Consider the following 18,653-nt stretch of genomic DNA (forward strand, 5'->3'; position numbering starts at 1 on the left):
TGCGGATGTCGTCGGTCTTCTCCTTGGCCAATGTTGATGATTGCCCGGCTGAGTTACCGCAAGTCGGGAGGGTCACTAAGCACACTGGTGACGTTGGCCCACAGTCGACTCCGACCGTTCCGGTGTAACGCCCCAGAGCGCTGGGATGATCACGCATGTATCGAGAGGATCGGTGGCGATGTTCGGTCTGAGGCAGTTCGACCATGAGTGGCTTTCGGACGACTTCGTCACCGAATCGCAGCGGATCGCCGAGGGCGAGTCAGCGATCGAACATCATTACGTTCCACAGATGTACCTCCGCCGCTGGGCATTGAATCGGCAGGTTCAACCGGTCAAGGTTGACGAAAGTTGGATCGGCAAACCGAAGTCGCCGAAGTCCATCGCAAAGGAACCTGATTTCTACACTCTTCCGAGTGTTGGAACCACGCTGGACCTGCCCTTGCGGTGGATTGAGACACACCTCGGGAGAATCGAAACCAAATGTAGCCAGCGTCTGGACAGCGTGGTGGCCCAGGGGCCTGGAGTGGTGTCGGATGAAGCCACGAGGCGGGATTTGTCGGTCTTCCTAGGGCTGCAGGTAACTCGAACGCCCAGCGCCCGCGAACACACTCTCGTTGTGATCAACATGCCGGATCATCTGAAGCGCAGGATCTTGATGGGCTTGTACCCCGGTCTGAGCGTTGCCGAGGTCGACCAGGCTATGCGGCATCGTCAAGCCGATGCGACTCACGAAGCTCTCGATCTGATGATCAAGGATGTCCGCAACACGTTGGCGAGCGATCTCATCGAACGGGAATGGGCGATTTATCAGACTACAGGTCCAGTTGTAACGTGCGACGATCCGGTTGTTTTTGTGGCGGGACCACGATTCCCGCGCAGTCTGTCCGTGCGTGGCGAGAGTGCCGCCGTGTTGTACCCTCTTGACCCCGCGCATCTGCTGGTGATGTTGAAGCCGGGTCTCCGCCACCGTGGGCCCTACCTGTTGAACAAAGAAGAGACGCGCAGCGTCAATGTCGAGGTTGTCGGTGCAGCCTCGAAAACAGCCTTCGAACGCCCGGGCGACGGCATCGTGTCATCGATCCATGTATCAGTTCGGCCGGAGGTGGTTGAACTTGACGATGAAGCGATTCGACGTCTTGACGACGCTGCAGTCATGCAGCTTTTCGTCCGCGGTGCTGTGCCGCGTAGTCGTTGGGCCACTGCCGATTTCCCACCGGACTGGCCAGTTCCGCGTTGGTACAACGGATAAACGTTGACGGCTCCGAGGCCACGAGTGCTTCGTTGTCGATCGTGCCCAGTCAAAAGAGTCGAATCGTTGACGAATCGTCGGGTCGATCGTTGGCAGGTTCGTCCGGCCGCTCGTTTGCTTGCTGCTGTGTACGTTGCTGGTCCAGCCAGTTCGTGAATCCGCGACGTGCTGCCGAGTCAGCTTCTGCTTGCTCCCAAGATCGGTCGTCGGGGTGCCAACGCGATTCGTGATTTCGGTGGGCCCAAGAGATCTCAGCTGTCAACCTCGTGAAGGTGCAATCGTGGAATACGCGGCGACGGGGACTGTCATTGACCGGAGGGAACGGGTGTTCCTGGTAGAGAACGTAGTTCAGCTCTTGGCAGAATCCGCATATGATCTGGGTATCGTTGAGCGGCACGTTGCCGATCGAAAGGAACTGCTGGACCCTGACCAGAGTCTCCGTGTCAAGCTCTAACGGTGCTGGGCGGTGTGCGACGTGGAGCAACGCCAGCCGCGCGCACGTCAGTGCGTCTGATCGCTTCGGCACACTGACGTCCGCAGCACGGAGGCGTCGTAAGGGTTGCTCTCGAATGCGAACGATGTCGTGGTCGCCATAATCCAGTGTCCGGCAGATCTTCTCGACATCGGTCTGTTCACGATCGTGGTGCCAGTACGCTCCGTCGTATTCGACAACGAGTATGTGTCGTCTGAAGGTACCGACCTCGAAACCCATATCCGTGCGCAGCCCGTGGTAGCCGCCCACCCTGTAATTGCGTTTGCCGTTACCCAGGACGAAGTTCAAGATCGCGAAGAGATTGGTCTCCATGATTGACGTGCCGGGCATAGCCTCTTCACCGGTGCCGCGGTATCGGCCTAGCCTGTTCCACCCCATGGGGGGACCATAGCGGCATACACCGACAAGGATTGCCGGAGTTTCGGTCGACCGCGCGTGGGGTTACGCCTGGCTGGCGGGGGCGAGACTAGTGGCCGTCGGCTGGCGTTAGGTAGCGCTGCGCCGAGAAAGGTCGGCAAGGGGTGCCTCCTGAACTCTCCAAAGGGTTTCCAACGCTTGGTGTCCGAATTTGCGGACGTAGTCCAGCTCGGTGCCGACGAGTGGTAGTAGCGTCATCAATCGGACAAGTTGGCGACCTGACGGATCGCACACGGCGCTGAAGCTCGCTCCGAAGTAGGGGTGCTCACAGAGGACGATCCCGTGGATATCGGTGCCGGAGACGAGTGGTGTTTGGCTGAACATCCGATGCCCGAGGGTGAGGGTCTGGGGCTGTACGAGGATTGTCATCGCGGTGATGTCGAGCAATTCTCGCGCCAGGTCGCTTTGGTCTTGGTAGGAGGTAATCGCGATCTCTGTATCGGGCGCTGGCGTGCCGAAGCGCAGTCCCGTCGTGGCGAAGGTGACCACGGGATAGGTTGTGTGACTGGACACGAGGACGGTGTATCCGCCGGAATTTCCTGAGAGATCGCGTGATTCGATCCGATTGATGATTGGTCCGGCGTGCTGTGTCAGATGATCGGCGAGTTTCTGTGCTGCTGGCAGGTCGTAGTAGGAACTTGTTGTGCGTGCGGCCGAGGTTGACGATCGGGCGGATGCCTGGCGGCCGCGCTGGCCGACAGGTAAACAGGGTAGGTAGTTGTCGATCCAGATGAGGCCGGTGCGATCTAGTCGGTGTTTGGCGCGTGTGACTGCCACGTACGCGAGCATGGCGTCGGCTGGTGGTATCGGTCCGGGGTTGCCGTCGTCATCGGGTAGTGGTTCGCGGTAGTCCTCGGCGATAGTGACCGTATCCCATTCTCGCCCTTTGCTTTTGTGGGCTGTGGAGACGACGACATCGGCGGTCTTTTCGTCGGTGGCGAGATTGTCGACAGTGTGTAGGACCGTTTCGACGCCGTGATCGTCGATGAGATCAACGAAGGGTTTAAGGTCTCGTCCGCTGTCTTCGTTCTCGGCGTAGTCCTGTACTTCGCCCCAAGTCTTGAACGCGAATAGCTCGCGGTGGCTCGTGCGTTGTCCGCTCTTGAGCTGCTGCGCTGACTCGGCGAGTCTTCTGATCGCCTCTCCGCCGCCGACCAGTGCTGGTCGGCGGCCGGTCTGTAGGACTTCCATCAGCTGTTTGACGGCTTCCGCGTTGGTTCGGCACAGTATGGCGTTTGGATGCTGGACCCGGCCGACAGTGGAGGTCAGGGCGGGATTGCCGATCAACCTCAGCTCGGCGCCCAAGATGTCGAGCCACCGGTTGGCTTCGTCGGCGATGGCTTGCCCGAAGCGCCAGGACTGTTGCAGCGTCAGGCGGATGGCGTCGCTGTCCCAACTGTCGAGGGCGTCAATTGCTCCGCGCCAGGAGTAGAGCTGTTGATTGGAGTCACCGACGAGGATCTGCTGGGCGTCCTGGGCGGCGACGACAGCAGCGAGTGCAGGATTGGTGTCTTGGGCTTCGTCGAGCATGACAACATCGAAGGGCAGTCGCGGCCGCGTTAGCGACCACATTTTGAAGTAGTGATCGTGCTCGAACTTTAGTCGGCCGTTGATGTTTCGGATGTCGTCCCAGGCGCGCTGCGCAAAGGGGAGCAGGGCGTCGGCGAGATAGGCCAGCTCTTGCGGATCGATCCCGGATTGTCCGGGGACGTCGTGATGGCTGATCTCCTTGTGGTCGGAGTAGCAATACCGCGTCACCGTTTCCATGGCGATGCGAGCTAGGTCGCGGGGAAGCAGAATCGTGGAGGTGAGTTCGATGCTCCGGCTGATGCCGAGAATCTGAGCCTGTTCGTGGGCTCGCTGTCGTTGCGTGTTTTCCAAGCGGTGTTGGTATCGCTGTCGGTAGGCACTGGCGAGCGCGTGGGCGGTGGAGCAGCGCACATGTCGAGGAAAGCGGCTTCGCGCCTCCCGTGCGGTGACGGCGTTGTAAGCGATGTAGGCCACCCGGCTCCCGTCCAAGGCGTGACCGACCATCTCCAAAGTGCTCGTTTTGCCCGCGCCGGCACCAGCTTGAACGATCATGTTCTGCTGTTGCTGTGCAGCGTCGATGACCAGCTGCTGCTCAGGCGTCGGTTTGTGTTTCAGGCGCGAGGGTCCAGTCGCTGTGGTAGGTGACCGGTTGGTACTGTTCACCCGCAGGCTGTCGCCAGCGCGTTGAGAATCCTTGCGTAACTGGGGATACGAGGTGTAGCCGAGGTTACTCATCTCGTAAGCGTGCCCGCATTCGGCACATATCAGCGCCGTGTATTGAAACGTTTTACCGTTGCGCTCGTAGGCTTTTCGGACCGCATGCAGCGAGGTGTGCCCGTCCGGACATTCGATGGCGAGGGATTCCTCGTAGGACCAGCCTGGCTCTGTGAACCGGTCTGCTGCCACGGTGCAGTCTCGAATTCCCCACGTGGTCAACGCTAGATCGGGAACCGTGCCTTCGGTCACTACGCACCTCGTTTGATCGCTGCGCCCGTCAGTGAGCCGGGTGGGCTCGCCGAAATCTCAAGATAGCCCGAAGGGGTGACACCAACTGCGGGTTCCGTGGGGTGGTCGAGTGGGTTGTCCGCTCCAGGCCGGCATGTCTGGACAGATTCCGGATCGATGTTCGGTGGGCAGAGCCCGCCACAGCGGGTGCAGCGCACGATCCGTGGTTTGGTCGGCGGCAGCGGAAGCTGTGGGGCATCGTGATATTCGATGATATGACCTGCGGCATGGAGTGCGTTCTGCAGGATGATCCAGTTCAGGTGGGCTTGTGCGGCCGTTCCCAGCGATTGCTCAGCCGGGGCGGATGTTCCGCTGTCGGCAGCGTGCGGGCGGGATTGGGAATGTGGTGGTGCGGGAGTCGATGTTGTTGTTGAGCCCCGCGGTGTGTTCCATCGGCTGATGGCGTTCTCGACGATCTGGACTCGGTGGCGTTCCTGCTCTAGACGATCCGCTAGCTGCTTCTTCAGTTCTGCCGGGATTGCGATGCCTCGCGGGGTCAGCAAGAGATCGCGAAGCGAGAAGTCATAGGGAACCAACTTGTCTCCGACGCAACGGAGGGAGATGTTGAACGTGGCGAACCACATCGTCGCCGGAGGCCAGTCGTTCGCTCGTGTGGGGTGCACCGACCATCAGCGTGATCAACTCGTTCCAGGGATCAAACATCCATAGCTGATGCCGACGGTCGGTGCCGCTCAGGACCATCCACGGAATGGCACTGTCTGGGTGCCAGAGCCACACGTCGCTGACACCATTGTGTTGGTAGTCCTGGTGCCGTTGGTTCCAGGCCGTATCGGACAACGGGGAGTATTGGACCTCGAGTGCGAGTTGCTGGCCGTCGGAGAACATGACACGTACGTCGCAGCGACGCGTGCGGTTCGGCAGCCACACCTCGGTGTGGACATTGACAACACTTGGCTGAGTTCGAGCCCATTCTGCGACGGTCATCTTGCTGGCAAGATGCCATATCGATTCCGGCTCATGCTCCCCCCTGGTCGGTTGTCGGCCCGGGGGATGTGCGAAGTGTGGTCGTCGTTCACCGCCGATACGGCCCTTGACCACGACTGGAATCCTGGTACCTGGCGGTGCGCCGATACCTGCATAGCACGGTGCGCAGATCAGCATCTGCGCACCGCGGTAACCAATAGCGCGTAGCTCATCCATGCGCGGATCAGCGGGATCGTTTGGGGCACAGACATACTCGCCGCGCGCAAGGTCAAGCGCGACGAAGAGATGGTTAGAACTCACCTCAGGACATCCTTCTCGGAATAGGCGGAGGTGCTCCGACATCCGCGGCGAGCCACGGGCGGAGAACCCTTGCAAGGCCGCGCTATTCGACTTGGGATGCTTAGCTGAAGGTCCGGCTGGAAGGTTCAAGTGGGAGAGCTTTGAGCTCTAGAAACTATCAGTTACATTGAGCGCCGGGTAATTTAGATTCAGAGGTTAGTGTTACGGCAACGTGCGACCCGTCTCGATCGTACGGCGATCCGGAACGGATGTCGACCGCCCATTCCTCAAGCTGCCCGCGGTCAAAGACCGGTCGGGCAGCGCTCGTCGTCGAAACGATTGAGGCTGAGGTAGTTCTTCCACGCCGACGATCAGAACGGTCCTCTAGTGCAGCCGGCAGGATCTACAAGAGACCGCGGCGGCCGGTGAGTATGACCACGAACAGGGGTACTCCGAGGTCGCGAGGCCAGTCGATCTCGGTCATCTCGGGATCGGCGGTCAGCGGCAGCATCGAGTCGACCTCACCGGTCTCGGCGTAGCGGACGAGTTGCTCTTCTACCGCCTCCTGCGACCACCAGCCTGCGGCCTTGATCTCGACTCCGACTCGATGTAGGTCGTCGTAACAGATGAGGAAGTCGATCCGGCTTCCCCGCGCTGTGGAACGGCCTACCGACAGCTCTCGCTCATGCTCGATCGTGACGTCTTCATCGACGCCCGCATCGGACCACACCTTCCATATGAGCTCATGGAACTCATCCTCATCGCAGTAGCGGAAGTCGTTGTGCTCGTCCACAAAGGGGCCGACTAACGGCTTGATATAGGTGTTCCATATCGGCGAGTCGTGTGTCTCGCCCGGCCTCAAACAGGCCTGATGTACGTAGTGTCGGTCAACGTAGTCCGGCACACCATCGTCCGGGTCGTCCATCGATCCAGTTTGGCAGCGGATTCCGGCAGGCGTGGGTACCTTCGTCCGCAGGCATGTTCTATCAGGATGAGGTTGTTAATCCGAAGGTACGCACAGCATTTCGCAGATTCAGCGCAGTTCATCAAGGTCTGCACGGATGAGAGCGGTGAGTGGATGATCGGAACCGAGGACACGTTCGCAATCCAAGAGATTCTGCTCGTGCAATGCGATTGCGTCGGCGACCTGTCCCGCCGCGACAAGGGCGTATGTAAGGCTTTTGCGGGACGATAAGGTGTCCGGGTGATCAGGGCCGGAGACACGTTCCTGCTCGATGACGTTCTGCGCGAACAGGGCGACAGCCTCGCCGAAGTGCCCCGCCCATTTTAGGGTGTAGGCGAGGTTGTTGCGATAGCTGAGGGTGTCGGGGTGGTCCAGTCCCAGGCTCCGTTCGCAGTCAATCAAGTTCTGCTCGTGTAGCGCGATTGCGTCTGCGAAGTGCCCCGCCGAGGTGAGGGCGCAAGCGAGATTGTTGCAGGAGGCCAGCGTTTCGGGGTGGTCAGAGCCGAGGATGCGTTCCCGAACGACAAGGGTCCGCCCGTACATTCGGATAGCGTCGGATAGATATCCGGCTGCTTCCAGTGCCGCAGCAAGGTTGTTCCAGGAAGCGACGGTATCGGGGTGGTCGGGGCCGAGAACCTCTTCGCAGCTGATGATGGTCTGTTCGTACGTCGTGATCGCCTTTTCGAGGTTTCCAGCTGATGTAAGGGCGTAGGCGAGGTTGTTTCGGGCGGCCAGCGTTTCGGGGTGGTCGGGGCCCAGGACCCTCTCACAACCAGTGAGGTTCTGCTCATACAGGGGGATGGCCTCGGCGAGACGCCCAGTCGAGGCGAGGGCGTAGGTGAGGTTGTTTCGACAGTTCAAGGTGTTGGGGTTATCGGAGCCGAGAACCCTTTCGCAATAGACCAGTGTCTGCTGCGCAATGGTTACCGCTCGGTCAAAGGATGCAGTCCCGTTCAATTGGGAAATGGCCCACAGACGGATGGTCACGACGCGATCATGCAGATTGTCCGAGGGTTGGGGAGAGAGTTTGCTGGCCCAGATGGCCTCGATCTGGTCGACCAGATCCGCGCCTTCAACGCGATTCGCCCAGGCGTGCTCGTAGCCGAAAAGCTGTGGTTGCACGACATCTAATGCATCGGTTAAGAGTTCGTCGCCGGTCCCGTTATCGCGGACGCACTCAAGCAGTACACGGGCAGTAAGCCGGTGTGTCAGCAGCCGGTCTTCTCCGGCAGACCAGGTCAGCAAACTGTGCCGGACGCAGCGCTCAATCGCGTCGTCGACCAGTATGTCCAGCTCAGGATCGCGGTGGCGCAGCAAGTTCCGACGCACTCCAGACGAAGCGAACACAGCGAACAACCTGTCCAGCCAGGCCACGACTGTGTCTAGCTCGATGTCGTCGGTGGCGGCCTCGGCAGCCTCAACCGAGAGCATGAGCGCCTGATCCGTGCGTAGTGGGTGATCAGTGCCAGCACGGCGGCGCAGCGCTCGAGGTAGCGGCTGCGATCGAAGCTTCCCCAAGTAGTCCGGGTAGGTCAGGCGTGGCCGGGGTGCTGTTATTGCGGCAGCTGCGGCGGCCAACGCCAACGGCAGATAACCGAGTTCTTCGGCCAGTTCGGCTTCACCGTCCAGGTCGTCGGTAATGCCGGTCGCCCCTCGTAGAAAGGTGCAGGCCTCATCAGGGGTGTAGCCGCCGACGGTGAGGGGAGGGACATCGGCGATGTGGGCCATGGCCTGGTCGGTCGTGGTAATTACGATCCGAGCGCCACCTCGGGTGGGCAGCACGCTACGTAGTAGGTCTGGGTCGGTTGCGTTGTCGAGAACCAGAAGGTGTGCGCTGGGATCATTGTTGAGGTGGTCGCGCAGCCGGTGCGTCGACTTGACTGGGTCACCGTCAATGGCGGAAACGCCGAGATGTTCGGCGATTTCGGCCAACCCGGAGTGCAGGGCGCCAGGGGTTTCGGCGTTTACCCAACCCACCAGCAGGTTCTTCTCGTGGTCGAGGACGTGGCGGGCATAGGAGGCAGCCAGTTGGGTTTTACCTGCCCCACGCATCCCGGTCACAACCACCGCCCCACGCCCTTGAGTCAAACCAATACTCAATTCAGCGAACTGGTCCCGGTATACGAAGTGGGCAGATCTCCGGGGGACCGCTCCAACCATCACCGCACGAGCGGAGGCGTCAGCCGGATCGGTGTGGATTTCTTCATCCGCGCCTCGACCGATGACCGTATCCTGTTCTTGGGCCAGGGATCTCAGTTCCGCTAGCCTCAGCTCGGTGTCGGAATCTGCGGGCGCTCCAATCGTCTTCCACCGCGCATGCCACAGGTCGATATTGAAAATCGCCGTGTCCAGATCAGGTCGGTTCTTCGCGGCGATCAGTCGACAAGCTGTCACGAACTGGATCACGGTCGGCAGTCTCGGCACTCCCTCACCGGCCACGGCGTTGCGCAGCGCGGTCGCGCCGACCGGGTCTTCATGGTTCTTCCTCAACATCGTGGCCATCGACTTATAACTCGGCTCACCGACCAGGGTGCGCAGGTCAGACAGCTCGGCGGCCAAGAGCGCGCGTGGGTCAAGATCGTTGCTACTCATCATCAACATCTTGCGTCGCTGACTTGCCCCATGTGCCGATCACAACATGCCCACCCATATCAATGTCGCCGTAGCGGCGGTGAGCACCACCACGCATGCCACGAATCGCCACAACGTCCCCCACCCATCCATCGCCTTACGCACAGTCTTACCGATCTCGGCCCACATCACTGGTTCTCCATTCGCTCGAAGTGGAACGAAAACCATTTCAACACAGTGGAATACGCTGATCGAAGGGATGATCAACTCCGATCGGAGAACGTCCGAAACCGATCAAAAGCGACCATGTCGATCACTGCATTCGAAGCCGCGCCGATCGGACCGGACGCCGTGGTGGCGTTGGCTGAGACCCTCTGTGTCTCAATACATCCGGCTGGCCACCTCGGGTGGACCACAGCATGATCGCGCAGTGTTCGGCGCCCGATCTATCTGTCTCTTACGAGGTTGCGGGGCTCGACCGCCGTGATATTGCCACTGTGCTGAAAATCCGGTCAGAACTGGCCGCCTCCTCGGAAGTGCGCCAGAAATGGGGAGCGCAGGTGCGGCCTCGGCGTCTGAACGTCGAAGTGCTCACATACTTTCGAAGTGATTCGCTGCTTGCTCCCGGATTCGTTTGAGTCGCTTGGAGATTGGGCTGTGGTTGCTGTAGCCCATGATGTTGGCGATTTCGGTGAGGTTGGTGATGCCGCTACGTAGGAGGACGACCACTTCGCGGTCGCGTTCATTGAGCAGTGCGAGGAAGTCTCCGTAGACGATGCGGTCGACGATCTCAGTTTCAGGACCTTGGACCAGGATGGTGTCGGTTAGCTCGACAAAGCGAACTTTGATTTTGTTCCGTTTTCGGTAGAGCTTGCGTTCGAAGTCTTCTCGGGCATAGGTCCATCGGTCGGAGAAATCGTCTTCGACGCGGTTGGATCGGACGGCGTCCAGGATTCCGCGGAGTCGGCCGTCGGTGTCTGCCTCCTCGACCGTGCGGTCTACGAAGTACGCCGCATCCTCCTGACCTTGCCACACGTCCGCGCCCATTCGAGGGCGCCCGATCATCGCCCCTTCGAGCCTGGATCCATCCAGAAGTGTGGCTGGCATTTCGGGAATACCGTTGTCCACCAACGGGAGTGTTTGCAGCTCGCTATGGATCACCTCAGTCACGGCAGGCAGCCAGAAGTCCAGGTTGTGCGACAGCAGACGGATCGGGTCCGAGGTGGTAAAGCCACTGACCGGGGAGCCAGGCATGAGGTGCCGCCAAACTGTGGATGACCACGCCCGTGACAGTCTGTCGGGAAAGTCCTCCGGCAACACATTGTCGACGTTTCGATATTCTGCCAGGTAGGGCCACTGACCTCCCCGGAGCAAGGGCAGGCCGAACCGCTCAACCGTTTCCTTGGACAGCAGGTGGAACAGTGGCGAGTACTCGTAATATCGCGACTTGGTGCGGGGTACGAACATGACGTTGTAGTCGCCCCTGTCGGCCACCGAGTAGAGCTGCGGCGGCAGGTCTTCGATCGAGATCCGTCGGCGAAACTGTGCTGCTTCCCAATGCATGTTCCACTGAGACACTGCGACACAGAGTCGGTCGCTGGCGCCCCTTGGTGTCATCGGGATGGTCAGATACTCGGTTGGTTCAGGAGCCAGCGCACGCAGAACCCTTTCGTACAGCATGCCCGTTGAGCCATTCCATAGCCGGGGATACATCTCTGCGGTCGCATGCTCGTGGTCAGGGCCCAGAATGAGGCTGTCGTCGTCGGTATCCGTCGGCGTGTTGTGTGGTGGCACTGGCTTGTTGCGGCCCGTCATGGTTGTTGTAATCGGTTGGGCATTCACATACGTCTCACGGCACTCGGCCTCGATTTCGTTCCAGCACCATCACCGCGGCCCACAGATCTCAAAGTCGCCAGCCACAGCGCAACCGGAAGTGCCTTGCCGCAACCGCAGTGGGACGCCCGTTGCGCCTGGTTGCGTACTAGGTGGTACTTCTTGGTCGGCGTTGGCTCGCGGTGGTGAGTTCTCCTGCTAAGGCATGTATTTCGTTGACAGTAGGTCTCTTTGTGGTGGTGTGACGACGGGCTACACGTCGGCGAGACCGGATGGGTGCAGTGGATCCTTGCATTGGGCCGCGGGTCGAGGCCAGCACCTCTAGTGCGGCACTTCGTTTACCTGGATCTTTGGTGGTGACGGCGACGATCGCTGCGATCAAACGGCCAGGGCCGTCATGATGGAGCCACCACAAGAGGCCAACCACTAGTGATCCGATTCCGGTGAAAGTACCGCCGGCGCCCTGAACGAAGTCCACCATGTCATCGCCCCTCGAAGAAGGCGGCTGCTTGTTTGCGGATTCGTTTGAGTCGCTTGGAGATTGGGCTGTGGTTGCTGTAGCCCATGATGTTGGCGATCTCAGTGAGGTTGGTGATGCCGCTATGCAAAAGGACGACTACTTCGCGGTCGCGTTCGTTGAGGAGAGTGAGGAAGTCTCCGTAGACGATGCGGTCGACGATTTCGGTTTCGGGTCCTTGGACTGGGATGGTGTCGGTGAGTTCGACGAAGCGGACCTTGATCTTGTTTCGTTTTCGGTAGAGCTTTCGCTCGAAGTCCTCTCGGGCGTAGGTCCATCGGTCGGAGAAGTCGTCTTCGACACGGTTGGATCGGACGGCATCGAGAATTCCACGCAGCCGGCCGTCGGCGTCTGCCTCCTCGACCGTTCGGCGCACGAAGTCTGCGGCCTCGTCCTCACCCCACCACAGGGTGCCACCTGTATGAGGGTGTGTGAGTGTTGCGCCTTCCAGAAAGGTCCCGTCGTCCAATGGGACAGGGCCCTCGGTTGCACCTTTGTCGACAGTCGGAAACTCGCGCAGAGCGTTTTGGATGACCTCGGTGACGGGTGGGAGCCAGAAATCCAAGTTGTGGGAGAGCAGTTTGATCGGATCCGAGGTGGTGAAGCCGCTGATCGGTGAACTGGGCATCAGGTGGCGCCAGACCGTGGACGACCACGCACGTGACAACCTCTCCTCGAATGCTGTTGGCAGATAACGGTCGGGATTAGAGGAGTCGATACTGAAGGGCCAGAGTCCACGATGCAACAGTGGAAGGCCATGGCGTTCTAGCGTCGATCGAGACAGCAGATGGAACAGAGGGGCATGTTCGTAATACCTTGTGGCGGTTCGCGGTACAAGCACAATGTTGCTGGCATCCTTCTCGGCAATCCAGTCAAGCACTGGCGGAAGGTCGTCCTCGGCAACGAAGTGTCGCCGATACTGCGCAGACTCCCAGAACATATTCCACTGCGCTACGGCGAGCTGAACCTCGACCCTGTGATATCGAGAGTCCCACATGGGCAGGGTTACGTACTCAGGAGCTGCGGGAGCATCTGCCCTGACTACTGCGCGGCACATGTGGGCCGCAGAAATGTGCCGGAGTTGCGGATACTGCTCGGGGTTCGCACGCTCGTCCTGCGGGTCCAGCAGTAGCTCTTCGCGTTGCACGGTATCGATCTCGTCGTCGGGCACCTCGGGCATGTCCACATCCGGATCTGCAGCATTGATCGTCACATAGAACCTCACGACAACCGCGCTCGGTTTCGTTCCACCCATACTTTTCAGCACTCTGTTTGCACGCCAACCGCTTCGGATCCACCCTACGGATGCCCCGTGAATGCGGAGCGGCCGAGGAAGTTTCGGCGCGCGGTGGAAGTTTGGTATGCGATGGCATCGATGTGGCGAACGCATGGTCGGCAATCGCGCCCGATTGGACGTGACACCCGTCCGCCGATCCAATGTCGATCGCGCACTTAAGGTTTCGCGCCCCTCCTTCTTGGCAGTGTCTTTGAAACGTCAGCTACGGTTACTGTAGGACTAGATGGTAGGACATTCGATGGAGTCTGGCGGGGTTAGTGGTGAACGATCTTGCTGAAGGATGAGCAATCGGCACTGAGCGAAGTTGACCGCTCGGCAGGCAGGAAGTCGCTCGCGGCGGTGAACGTCGAGTTGGCGGCCCAGTGGCATCCGACCCTGAACGGGGACCTCACGCCCGAGATGGTGGCGGCTAAGTCGCATAAGAAGGTGTGGTGGCTCTGCGCGTCGGGTCATCACTGGGATGCCCTGGTCTCCTCGCGTAGTCGAGGGAATGGGTGCGCTGTTTGCTCGGGACGGAGAGCTCTGGCCGGAGTTAACGATCTTGCGACTATGAATCCAGACGTGGCGGCGCAATGGCACCCGACTCTGAATGCAGATCTGACGGCCGAGATGGTGAGACCGGGTGCGGGCCGGAAAGTGTGGTGGCGCTGCGCATATGGGCATGAATGGCAGGCGACCGTTCTGAACAGGACCAACGGCACGGGATGTCCATCATGTTCTATGCCCGCAGTATCCGAGCAGGAGATTCGGTTGCGGAAGGAGCTGTGTGCTGCTGGCGTCCCGATCGCCACTGATCCTGAGCCCATTGCCACGGGGCGTCGTCGAGATATTAAGGCTGACATGGTCTGTCCGGATTGGGGCATTGTCATCGAATGGGACGGAAGCTGGTTCCATAAGGGGCCGCAAGCTCTGGCCCGAGATCGGCGGCAGTCTAAGTACCTCAACGACGCCGGTTGGCGCGTCGTCCGCGTCAGGGAGGACCTGCCGGAGACCGGACCGGATGACTGTATCGTCCCAAAAACAAACCCTTTCGATGCGAAAGGTGTTGCAGCTATAGTACTTTCACACCTAAGGGAGCTCGGATTCGTCGCGGAATGCTTGGATGAGTACCTGAATTCCAAAGATGCATGGGCCGAGGACTCGATCAGCGACGAGATCGCCGCGCTACGCAAGATATCCCTAGCCTCGGTGAATCCTGACCTCGCCAGCGAGTGGCACCCAATCAAGAACGGAAGCCTGACCCCTAGTCATGTAACCGTGGCGTCGGGAAAGACGGTTTGGTGGCTTTGCGGCCACGGGCACGAATGGCCCTCGGTGGTCGGTAACCGCAACAGCGGTAGTGGTTGTCCGGTGTGTGCGGGCAAGCGGGTATTGGCTGGTGCGAACGATCTTGCGACGGTGAATCCGGAGTTGGCGGCCCAGTGGCATCCCGCGCTGAACGATGGTCTCACGGCGGCGATGGTGACTGCGGGGTCGAACAAGAAGGTGTGGTGGCAGTGCGAGCGAGGCCATGCCTTTTGTGCCACCGTCGCCAATCGCGGCAGCGGTGGCACTAGATGTCCGGTGTGTGCGGGCAAGCGGGTGTTGGCTGGTGCGAACGATCTTGCGACGGTGAATCCGGAGTTGGCGGCCCAGTGGCATCCCGCGCTGAACGATGGTCTCACGGCGGCGATGGTGACTGCGGGGTCGAACAAGAAGGTGTGGTGGCGGTGCGGACAGGGGCACGAATGGCCGTCGACAGTCTCAAACCGGAGTAAGCACGGCCGCGGTTGCCCCTCTTGCTCTGGACTTCGGACGGTGGCCGGCGAAACAGACTTGGCGACGGTGAATCCGGAGTTGGCGGCTCAGTGGCACCCGACCCTCAACGGAGCCCTGTCGCCGGAGATGGTCGCGCCAAAGTCGAACAAAAAGGTGTGGTGGGCTTGCGAGCGTGAGCATCACTGGATTGCGACCGTCGCAGACCGCAGTGCTGGGAATGGTTGTCCGGTGTGTGCGGGCAAGCGGGTGTTGGCTGGTGCGAACGATCTTGCGACGGTGAATCCGGAGTTGGCGGCCCAGTGGCATCCCGCGCTGAACGATGGTCTCACGGCGGCGATGGTGACTGCGGGGTCGAACAAGAAGGTGTGGTGGCGGTGCGAACGGGGGCACGAATGGCTTGCCAGCGTTACCAATCGTGACGGCATCGGTACCGGATGTCCTGCATGCTCCGGGCAAAGAACAATCCCAGGCGAAACAGACTTGGCGACGGTGAATCCGGAGTTGGCGGCTCAGTGGCACCCGACCCTCAACGATGACCTGACTCCAGAGATGGTCGCGCCGAAGTCGAGCAAGAAGGTGTGGTGGGCCTGCGACCACGGTCATGAATGGTCAGCAAGGGTTGCGGAGCGCAGTAGTGGAAGCGGTTGTCCGGTGTGTTCGGGCAAGAAGGTAGTCGCGGGAGTGAACGATCTGGGGACCATCAATCCCGGGCTAGCGGCTCAGTGGCACCCGGCCCTCAATAGGGACCTGACGCCGGGGATGGTGACCGCGGGGTCGAACAGGAAGGTGTGGTGGGTCTGCGACCATGGCCATGAGTGGCTTGCCACGATCTCAAATCGTGGCGCTGGCGGGACCGGATGCCCCAATTGCAGGTACCGGGCCCGTAACTGACCTAGCTCACCAGGCAATCTGCGCCAATTTGTCACCTTGGCTGTGGGCAGCGCCGTTCCCGGGCTCTTGAACAAGCGCGACGTCGCACGAACCGTCTCGGTCAATCTTCGGTTACCGAATTGCGGTCGATGTCCCTCATGTCGTGGACGCGGCCGACACTTGTAATCATGAACACGAGAACTTCACCGAGCCCTCCACCCAGACCGCCGGTGAACCACAGCGTCGTGTTCCCCTCGCATCTCACTCTGCCCCCGCGTCCGCCGGCACTGGTCTATTTGGACCTGAACCATTTCATCAATCTCGCCCGTGCGGCGCAGCGTTCCGGGCCCGTAGGATACGACGACCTGCTAGAGGCATGTCGGCGAAGCCGACAAGACGGTACGGCGTTGTTCCCACTATCGGGAACCCACTGTTTCGAAATGACTGGCATCAGCGACCCGCGGCAACGCAGTTCTGTCACCGAGATCATGGAGGAGTTGTCGGACTTCCACTATCTCCTCGGGCGCACGGCCGTAGCGCGCATGGAGGTTGATGCCGTGCTCGAATCACTTTTCGGGCTCGAACCGATAGTCAGGGAGAGCATCCCACTGATAGGGACCGGTTTCGGACGAGCATTCGGCATGCGCGGTGGACTGTTGTTCCAGAATAAGGACGGCAGCGATGCCACGCCTGCACTTGAGAAGAGTCTCGGCCAGACTGCCTTTGCCGCCAAAGCCGAGCTACTAAACCGGATGCTTGAGCGTGCCATGCTGGCCGGACCAGCCGACCATGACATGCCCGCGCTCATCCAAGACGGGTACTCGCCGCAGAAGGCGTGGGCAGCGGCGAAAGGCAGTGCTGACCAAGAACAGCAGCAGGCACGGCGACTCGACCAGGAGCCCCGGTGGCGTAAAGGACGCCTGCGCGATGTCATCGCAACGCGCGAACTCGCCCTTGAACTGATGGATCTGCTCACGCAGGCCACAGCACACAACAACATCACGATCGAACAGATGCTCGACGGCGACCAGCAGCGATTTCGTTCTCTCGCTGATGGAATGCCTTCGACCCGGGTAGCCATCTCACTTAAGGTGGCCTATCACCGTAACCCTGCACATGTGTGGACGGTCAACGATATTCACGACATCGACGCACTCACCGTCGCGGTGCCGTACTGCGACGCTGTCTACACAGACAAAGCCGTCAGGCGTGCCATCATGATCTCCCGTGAGCTCAAGGTATTCACCACGTTCCTCCCGCGGGTGCCCTTGGAGCTTGTCGACTGGCTCGGTCGCCTTCCCCAGCCTGATGATTGAGGTCGTGAGACAACCGTTGGTGTGCCGAAGAGCTTGCCAACCCGAACGTTGATTTCAGAGCGTCCCTTATATTGTCGGCGTCGATGCGGTGTGCAGTTGCGCGGCGTCGCTGATGATCCTGCTGATCGTGGATCTGCTGCGCTGGATCTCGCGGGATATCTGGGTGGGTGTCCGTCCGTCGTCGTGGTGGCGCGTGAGGATGGGGCCACTTCGATTGGGTCACGGCGATGGGCAGGGTCGCGTTCGCAGAGTGCGGTCGCGACTTGGGTCCATTGGAGTGCCGACGGCTCGCGTTCGGGGTGCGTGCGCACGATCCCCGGCGGGGCGCTGTTGTCGGAAATATCGTGTGCACAAACGACTTTCGATTCGGAGCGGTTGGGGTCCCCGCCGCGTCGTTCGGACGCGATATTCGGGTTTGTGAGATCGCCGTGTATGGCCGTCGTGTACGCACGGGTTGTGCCTGAATGTGCGAGAGCGAGCAGTGCGACGGTCGCCTGTGCCATCGATCCTTCGATGATGAGTGGCCATAGCCACGCTTCCCGTCCGGGTACTGCGGCAAGGACGGCGAGATCGCGTAATGCGGTGAAGGACAGCTTGAATGCGCCGGCTGCGATCAGCACGGTCATCAGTGTGGCGAGTAGTTGGGTAAGGTGCGCTCGGCCGTGTGCACGCAGCAGGATCGTGACTCCATGTACGGCGGCGAGTAGCGCGATCGGTGGCACGATGGCGACCGCTGCGGCCACGAACGCTAGGGCCTGGGCGTGTAGAACAGCATGAGTTGCGTTGCCGGTGATGCTGACCGTGGAGGCGGTAGCGAGTACACACCAGGAGAACGTGTGCGCGCACGCGTCGGTCCCAGTGTCCACCGCCTGGTGCGATGCGGTGGACCACTCGGTGTCGGACGGGATGGCGGAGCCGTCTGCGGTTACTCGCATGGTGTGTCCTCGGGTGCGTCCGGACGAATCGATTCACGGCGAAGGATCTGATTGCCGTCTGATTGCTGAGGCGGTGAAATTCGATCGAGGTTCGGCGTGGCGACACGCCGAACCGTCGGTCCTAGCGATCGGTGACGCTGGGTCGGCCTGCGAGGCGCATAGAGGTTCCGCGTTTGTTGAGGGCGCGGTTGATACTGCTGGCGGGGAAGCCGGTGAGCTTGCTGCAGGCAGTCAGCGAGTGCCCGTTGAGGTAGAGCTGTTCGGCCCGAGCGACGTCGGCTACGGTCATGGATTGGTAGCGCCGCGAGGTGCCGCGTTTGGTCAGAAGCGCGAGGACAGCACTTTTGGACACCCCGTAGCGCGAGGCCAGTTCCGCGGTGGACGAGCCGTCGCGGTAGCCCTGGATCAACTCCTCGATCATGCTCTTCGAAAGTCTGCGCTCAACCTTCTGCGGGGTACGCGATGCCGCCTTCTTGCTCGACGGCCGCTTGCGCCGCCGCGAGGCCGCTGGTGTGCTCGCGACCTCGATCTTGGCTCGGGCGGCTTCCAATTCCCGCAGGTCAGCGCGGTTCGAATAACGTCCCGCTAGGTCCACTCCCAACCGGCAGGTGCCAACAGGTACCTGCCGGTTTTCTTTGTGTTTCGAGTGTCCTGCCGACCCGGACCAACTATCG

At 60.5% G+C, this 18,653-nt stretch carries 12 protein-coding genes and 2 pseudogenes; 4 read left to right on the forward strand and 10 right to left on the reverse strand.

The genetic code is table 11. The features are described 5' to 3' along the window. Positions 1-178 precede the first annotated feature (178 nt). Positions 179-1,249, forward strand: coding sequence for a DUF4238 domain-containing protein (locus ACFVUS_RS37655; protein ID WP_387778587.1), 1,071 nt, complete (start codon positions 179-181; stop codon positions 1,247-1,249). A 49-nt stretch (positions 1,250-1,298) separates the two neighbouring features. On the opposite strand, the gene ACFVUS_RS37660 is transcribed toward ACFVUS_RS37655, so the two are convergent. The 8 genes from ACFVUS_RS37660 to ACFVUS_RS37695 all read right to left on the reverse strand — a co-directional run bounded on the left by ACFVUS_RS37660 (position 1,299) and on the right by ACFVUS_RS37695 (position 13,016). Then, positions 1,299-2,120: a hypothetical protein gene (locus ACFVUS_RS37660; RefSeq protein WP_387777991.1), complete on the reverse strand. Its 822-nt coding sequence runs from the start codon at positions 2,118-2,120 to the stop codon at positions 1,299-1,301. A gap of 108 nt (positions 2,121-2,228) precedes the next feature. After that, positions 2,229-4,655 carry a UvrD-helicase domain-containing protein gene (locus ACFVUS_RS37665; protein WP_387777994.1) on the reverse strand — a complete coding sequence of 809 codons (2,427 nt, stop codon included), beginning with the start codon at positions 4,653-4,655 and terminating at the stop codon, positions 2,229-2,231. Then, positions 4,655-5,230, reverse strand: a complete 576-nt coding sequence (locus ACFVUS_RS37670; RefSeq protein ID WP_387777997.1) for a hypothetical protein — start codon at positions 5,228-5,230, stop codon at positions 4,655-4,657. Before ACFVUS_RS37670 ends, ACFVUS_RS37665 begins: the two co-directional genes overlap by 1 nt. Then, complete coding sequence (locus ACFVUS_RS37675; protein ID WP_387778000.1) at positions 5,217-5,939, reverse strand: competence protein CoiA family protein; 723 nt, start codon at positions 5,937-5,939, stop codon at positions 5,217-5,219. Before ACFVUS_RS37675 ends, ACFVUS_RS37670 begins: the two co-directional genes overlap by 14 nt. A 382-nt stretch (positions 5,940-6,321) precedes the next feature. Next, positions 6,322-6,843 carry a hypothetical protein gene (locus ACFVUS_RS37680; protein ID WP_387778003.1) on the reverse strand — a complete coding sequence of 174 codons (522 nt, stop codon included), beginning with the start codon at positions 6,841-6,843 and terminating at the stop codon, positions 6,322-6,324. Between the two features lie 108 nt (positions 6,844-6,951). Further along, positions 6,952-9,474, reverse strand: a complete 2,523-nt coding sequence (fxsT, locus tag ACFVUS_RS37685; RefSeq protein ID WP_387778006.1) for an FxSxx-COOH system tetratricopeptide repeat protein — start codon at positions 9,472-9,474, stop codon at positions 6,952-6,954. Between the two features lie 570 nt (positions 9,475-10,044). Then, positions 10,045-11,268: a sigma-70 family RNA polymerase sigma factor gene (locus tag ACFVUS_RS37690; RefSeq protein ID WP_387778009.1), complete on the reverse strand. Its 1,224-nt coding sequence runs from the start codon at positions 11,266-11,268 to the stop codon at positions 10,045-10,047. A 500-nt stretch (positions 11,269-11,768) separates the two neighbouring features. Beyond that, on the reverse strand, positions 11,769-13,016 hold the full coding sequence (locus ACFVUS_RS37695) for a sigma-70 family RNA polymerase sigma factor (RefSeq protein WP_387778012.1): 1,248 nt from the start codon (positions 13,014-13,016) through the stop codon (positions 11,769-11,771). A 423-nt stretch (positions 13,017-13,439) separates the two neighbouring features. Between ACFVUS_RS37695 and ACFVUS_RS37700 the strand changes: the two are divergent. The 3 genes and pseudogenes from ACFVUS_RS37700 to ACFVUS_RS37710 form a co-directional block, all read left to right on the forward strand. Next, positions 13,440-13,805 (forward strand): annotated as a pseudogene (locus ACFVUS_RS37700) (zinc-ribbon domain-containing protein); the annotation flags it as partial. Between the two features lie 45 nt (positions 13,806-13,850). Then, positions 13,851-15,749 carry a zinc-ribbon domain-containing protein gene (locus tag ACFVUS_RS37705; RefSeq protein WP_387778590.1) on the forward strand — a complete coding sequence of 633 codons (1,899 nt, stop codon included), beginning with the start codon at positions 13,851-13,853 and terminating at the stop codon, positions 15,747-15,749. A gap of 419 nt (positions 15,750-16,168) precedes the next feature. Beyond that, positions 16,169-17,044 carry a hypothetical protein gene (locus tag ACFVUS_RS37710; protein ID WP_387778015.1) on the forward strand — a complete coding sequence of 292 codons (876 nt, stop codon included), beginning with the start codon at positions 16,169-16,171 and terminating at the stop codon, positions 17,042-17,044. A gap of 461 nt (positions 17,045-17,505) precedes the next feature. Here ACFVUS_RS37710 and ACFVUS_RS37715 read toward each other — a convergent pair. Together ACFVUS_RS37715 and ACFVUS_RS37720 are read right to left on the reverse strand one after the other, a co-directional pair. Continuing rightward, positions 17,506-17,979 (reverse strand): annotated as a pseudogene (locus tag ACFVUS_RS37715) (DUF2637 domain-containing protein); the annotation flags it as partial. A gap of 121 nt (positions 17,980-18,100) precedes the next feature. Further along, the gene (locus ACFVUS_RS37720; protein ID WP_387778018.1) at positions 18,101-18,529 is read right to left on the reverse strand and encodes a helix-turn-helix domain-containing protein; all 429 of its coding nucleotides are present in this window, start codon (positions 18,527-18,529) and stop codon (positions 18,101-18,103) included. Positions 18,530-18,653: the final 124 nt, after the last annotated feature.

The sequence above is a fragment of the Nocardia sp. NPDC058058 genome, assembly GCF_042885355.1.
In the GTDB taxonomy this organism is placed as follows: Bacteria; Actinomycetota; Actinomycetes; order Mycobacteriales; family Mycobacteriaceae; genus Nocardia.

Excerpts from the sequence above, each read along its gene's own strand:
- ACFVUS_RS37710 (WP_387778015.1), top strand. The coding sequence starts at position 16,169 with ATGACTGGCATCAGCGACCCGCGGCAACGCAGTTCTGTCACCGAGATC.
- ACFVUS_RS37680 (WP_387778003.1), bottom strand. The coding sequence starts at position 6,843 with ATGGACGACCCGGACGATGGTGTGCCGGACTACGTTGACCGACACTAC.
- ACFVUS_RS37655 (WP_387778587.1), top strand. The coding sequence starts at position 179 with ATGTTCGGTCTGAGGCAGTTCGACCATGAGTGGCTTTCGGACGACTTC.
- fxsT (WP_387778006.1), bottom strand. The coding sequence starts at position 9,474 with ATGAGTAGCAACGATCTTGACCCACGCGCGCTCTTGGCCGCCGAGCTG.
- ACFVUS_RS37690 (WP_387778009.1), bottom strand. The coding sequence starts at position 11,268 with ATGACGGGCCGCAACAAGCCAGTGCCACCACACAACACGCCGACGGAT.
- ACFVUS_RS37660 (WP_387777991.1), bottom strand. The coding sequence starts at position 2,120 with ATGGGGTGGAACAGGCTAGGCCGATACCGCGGCACCGGTGAAGAGGCT.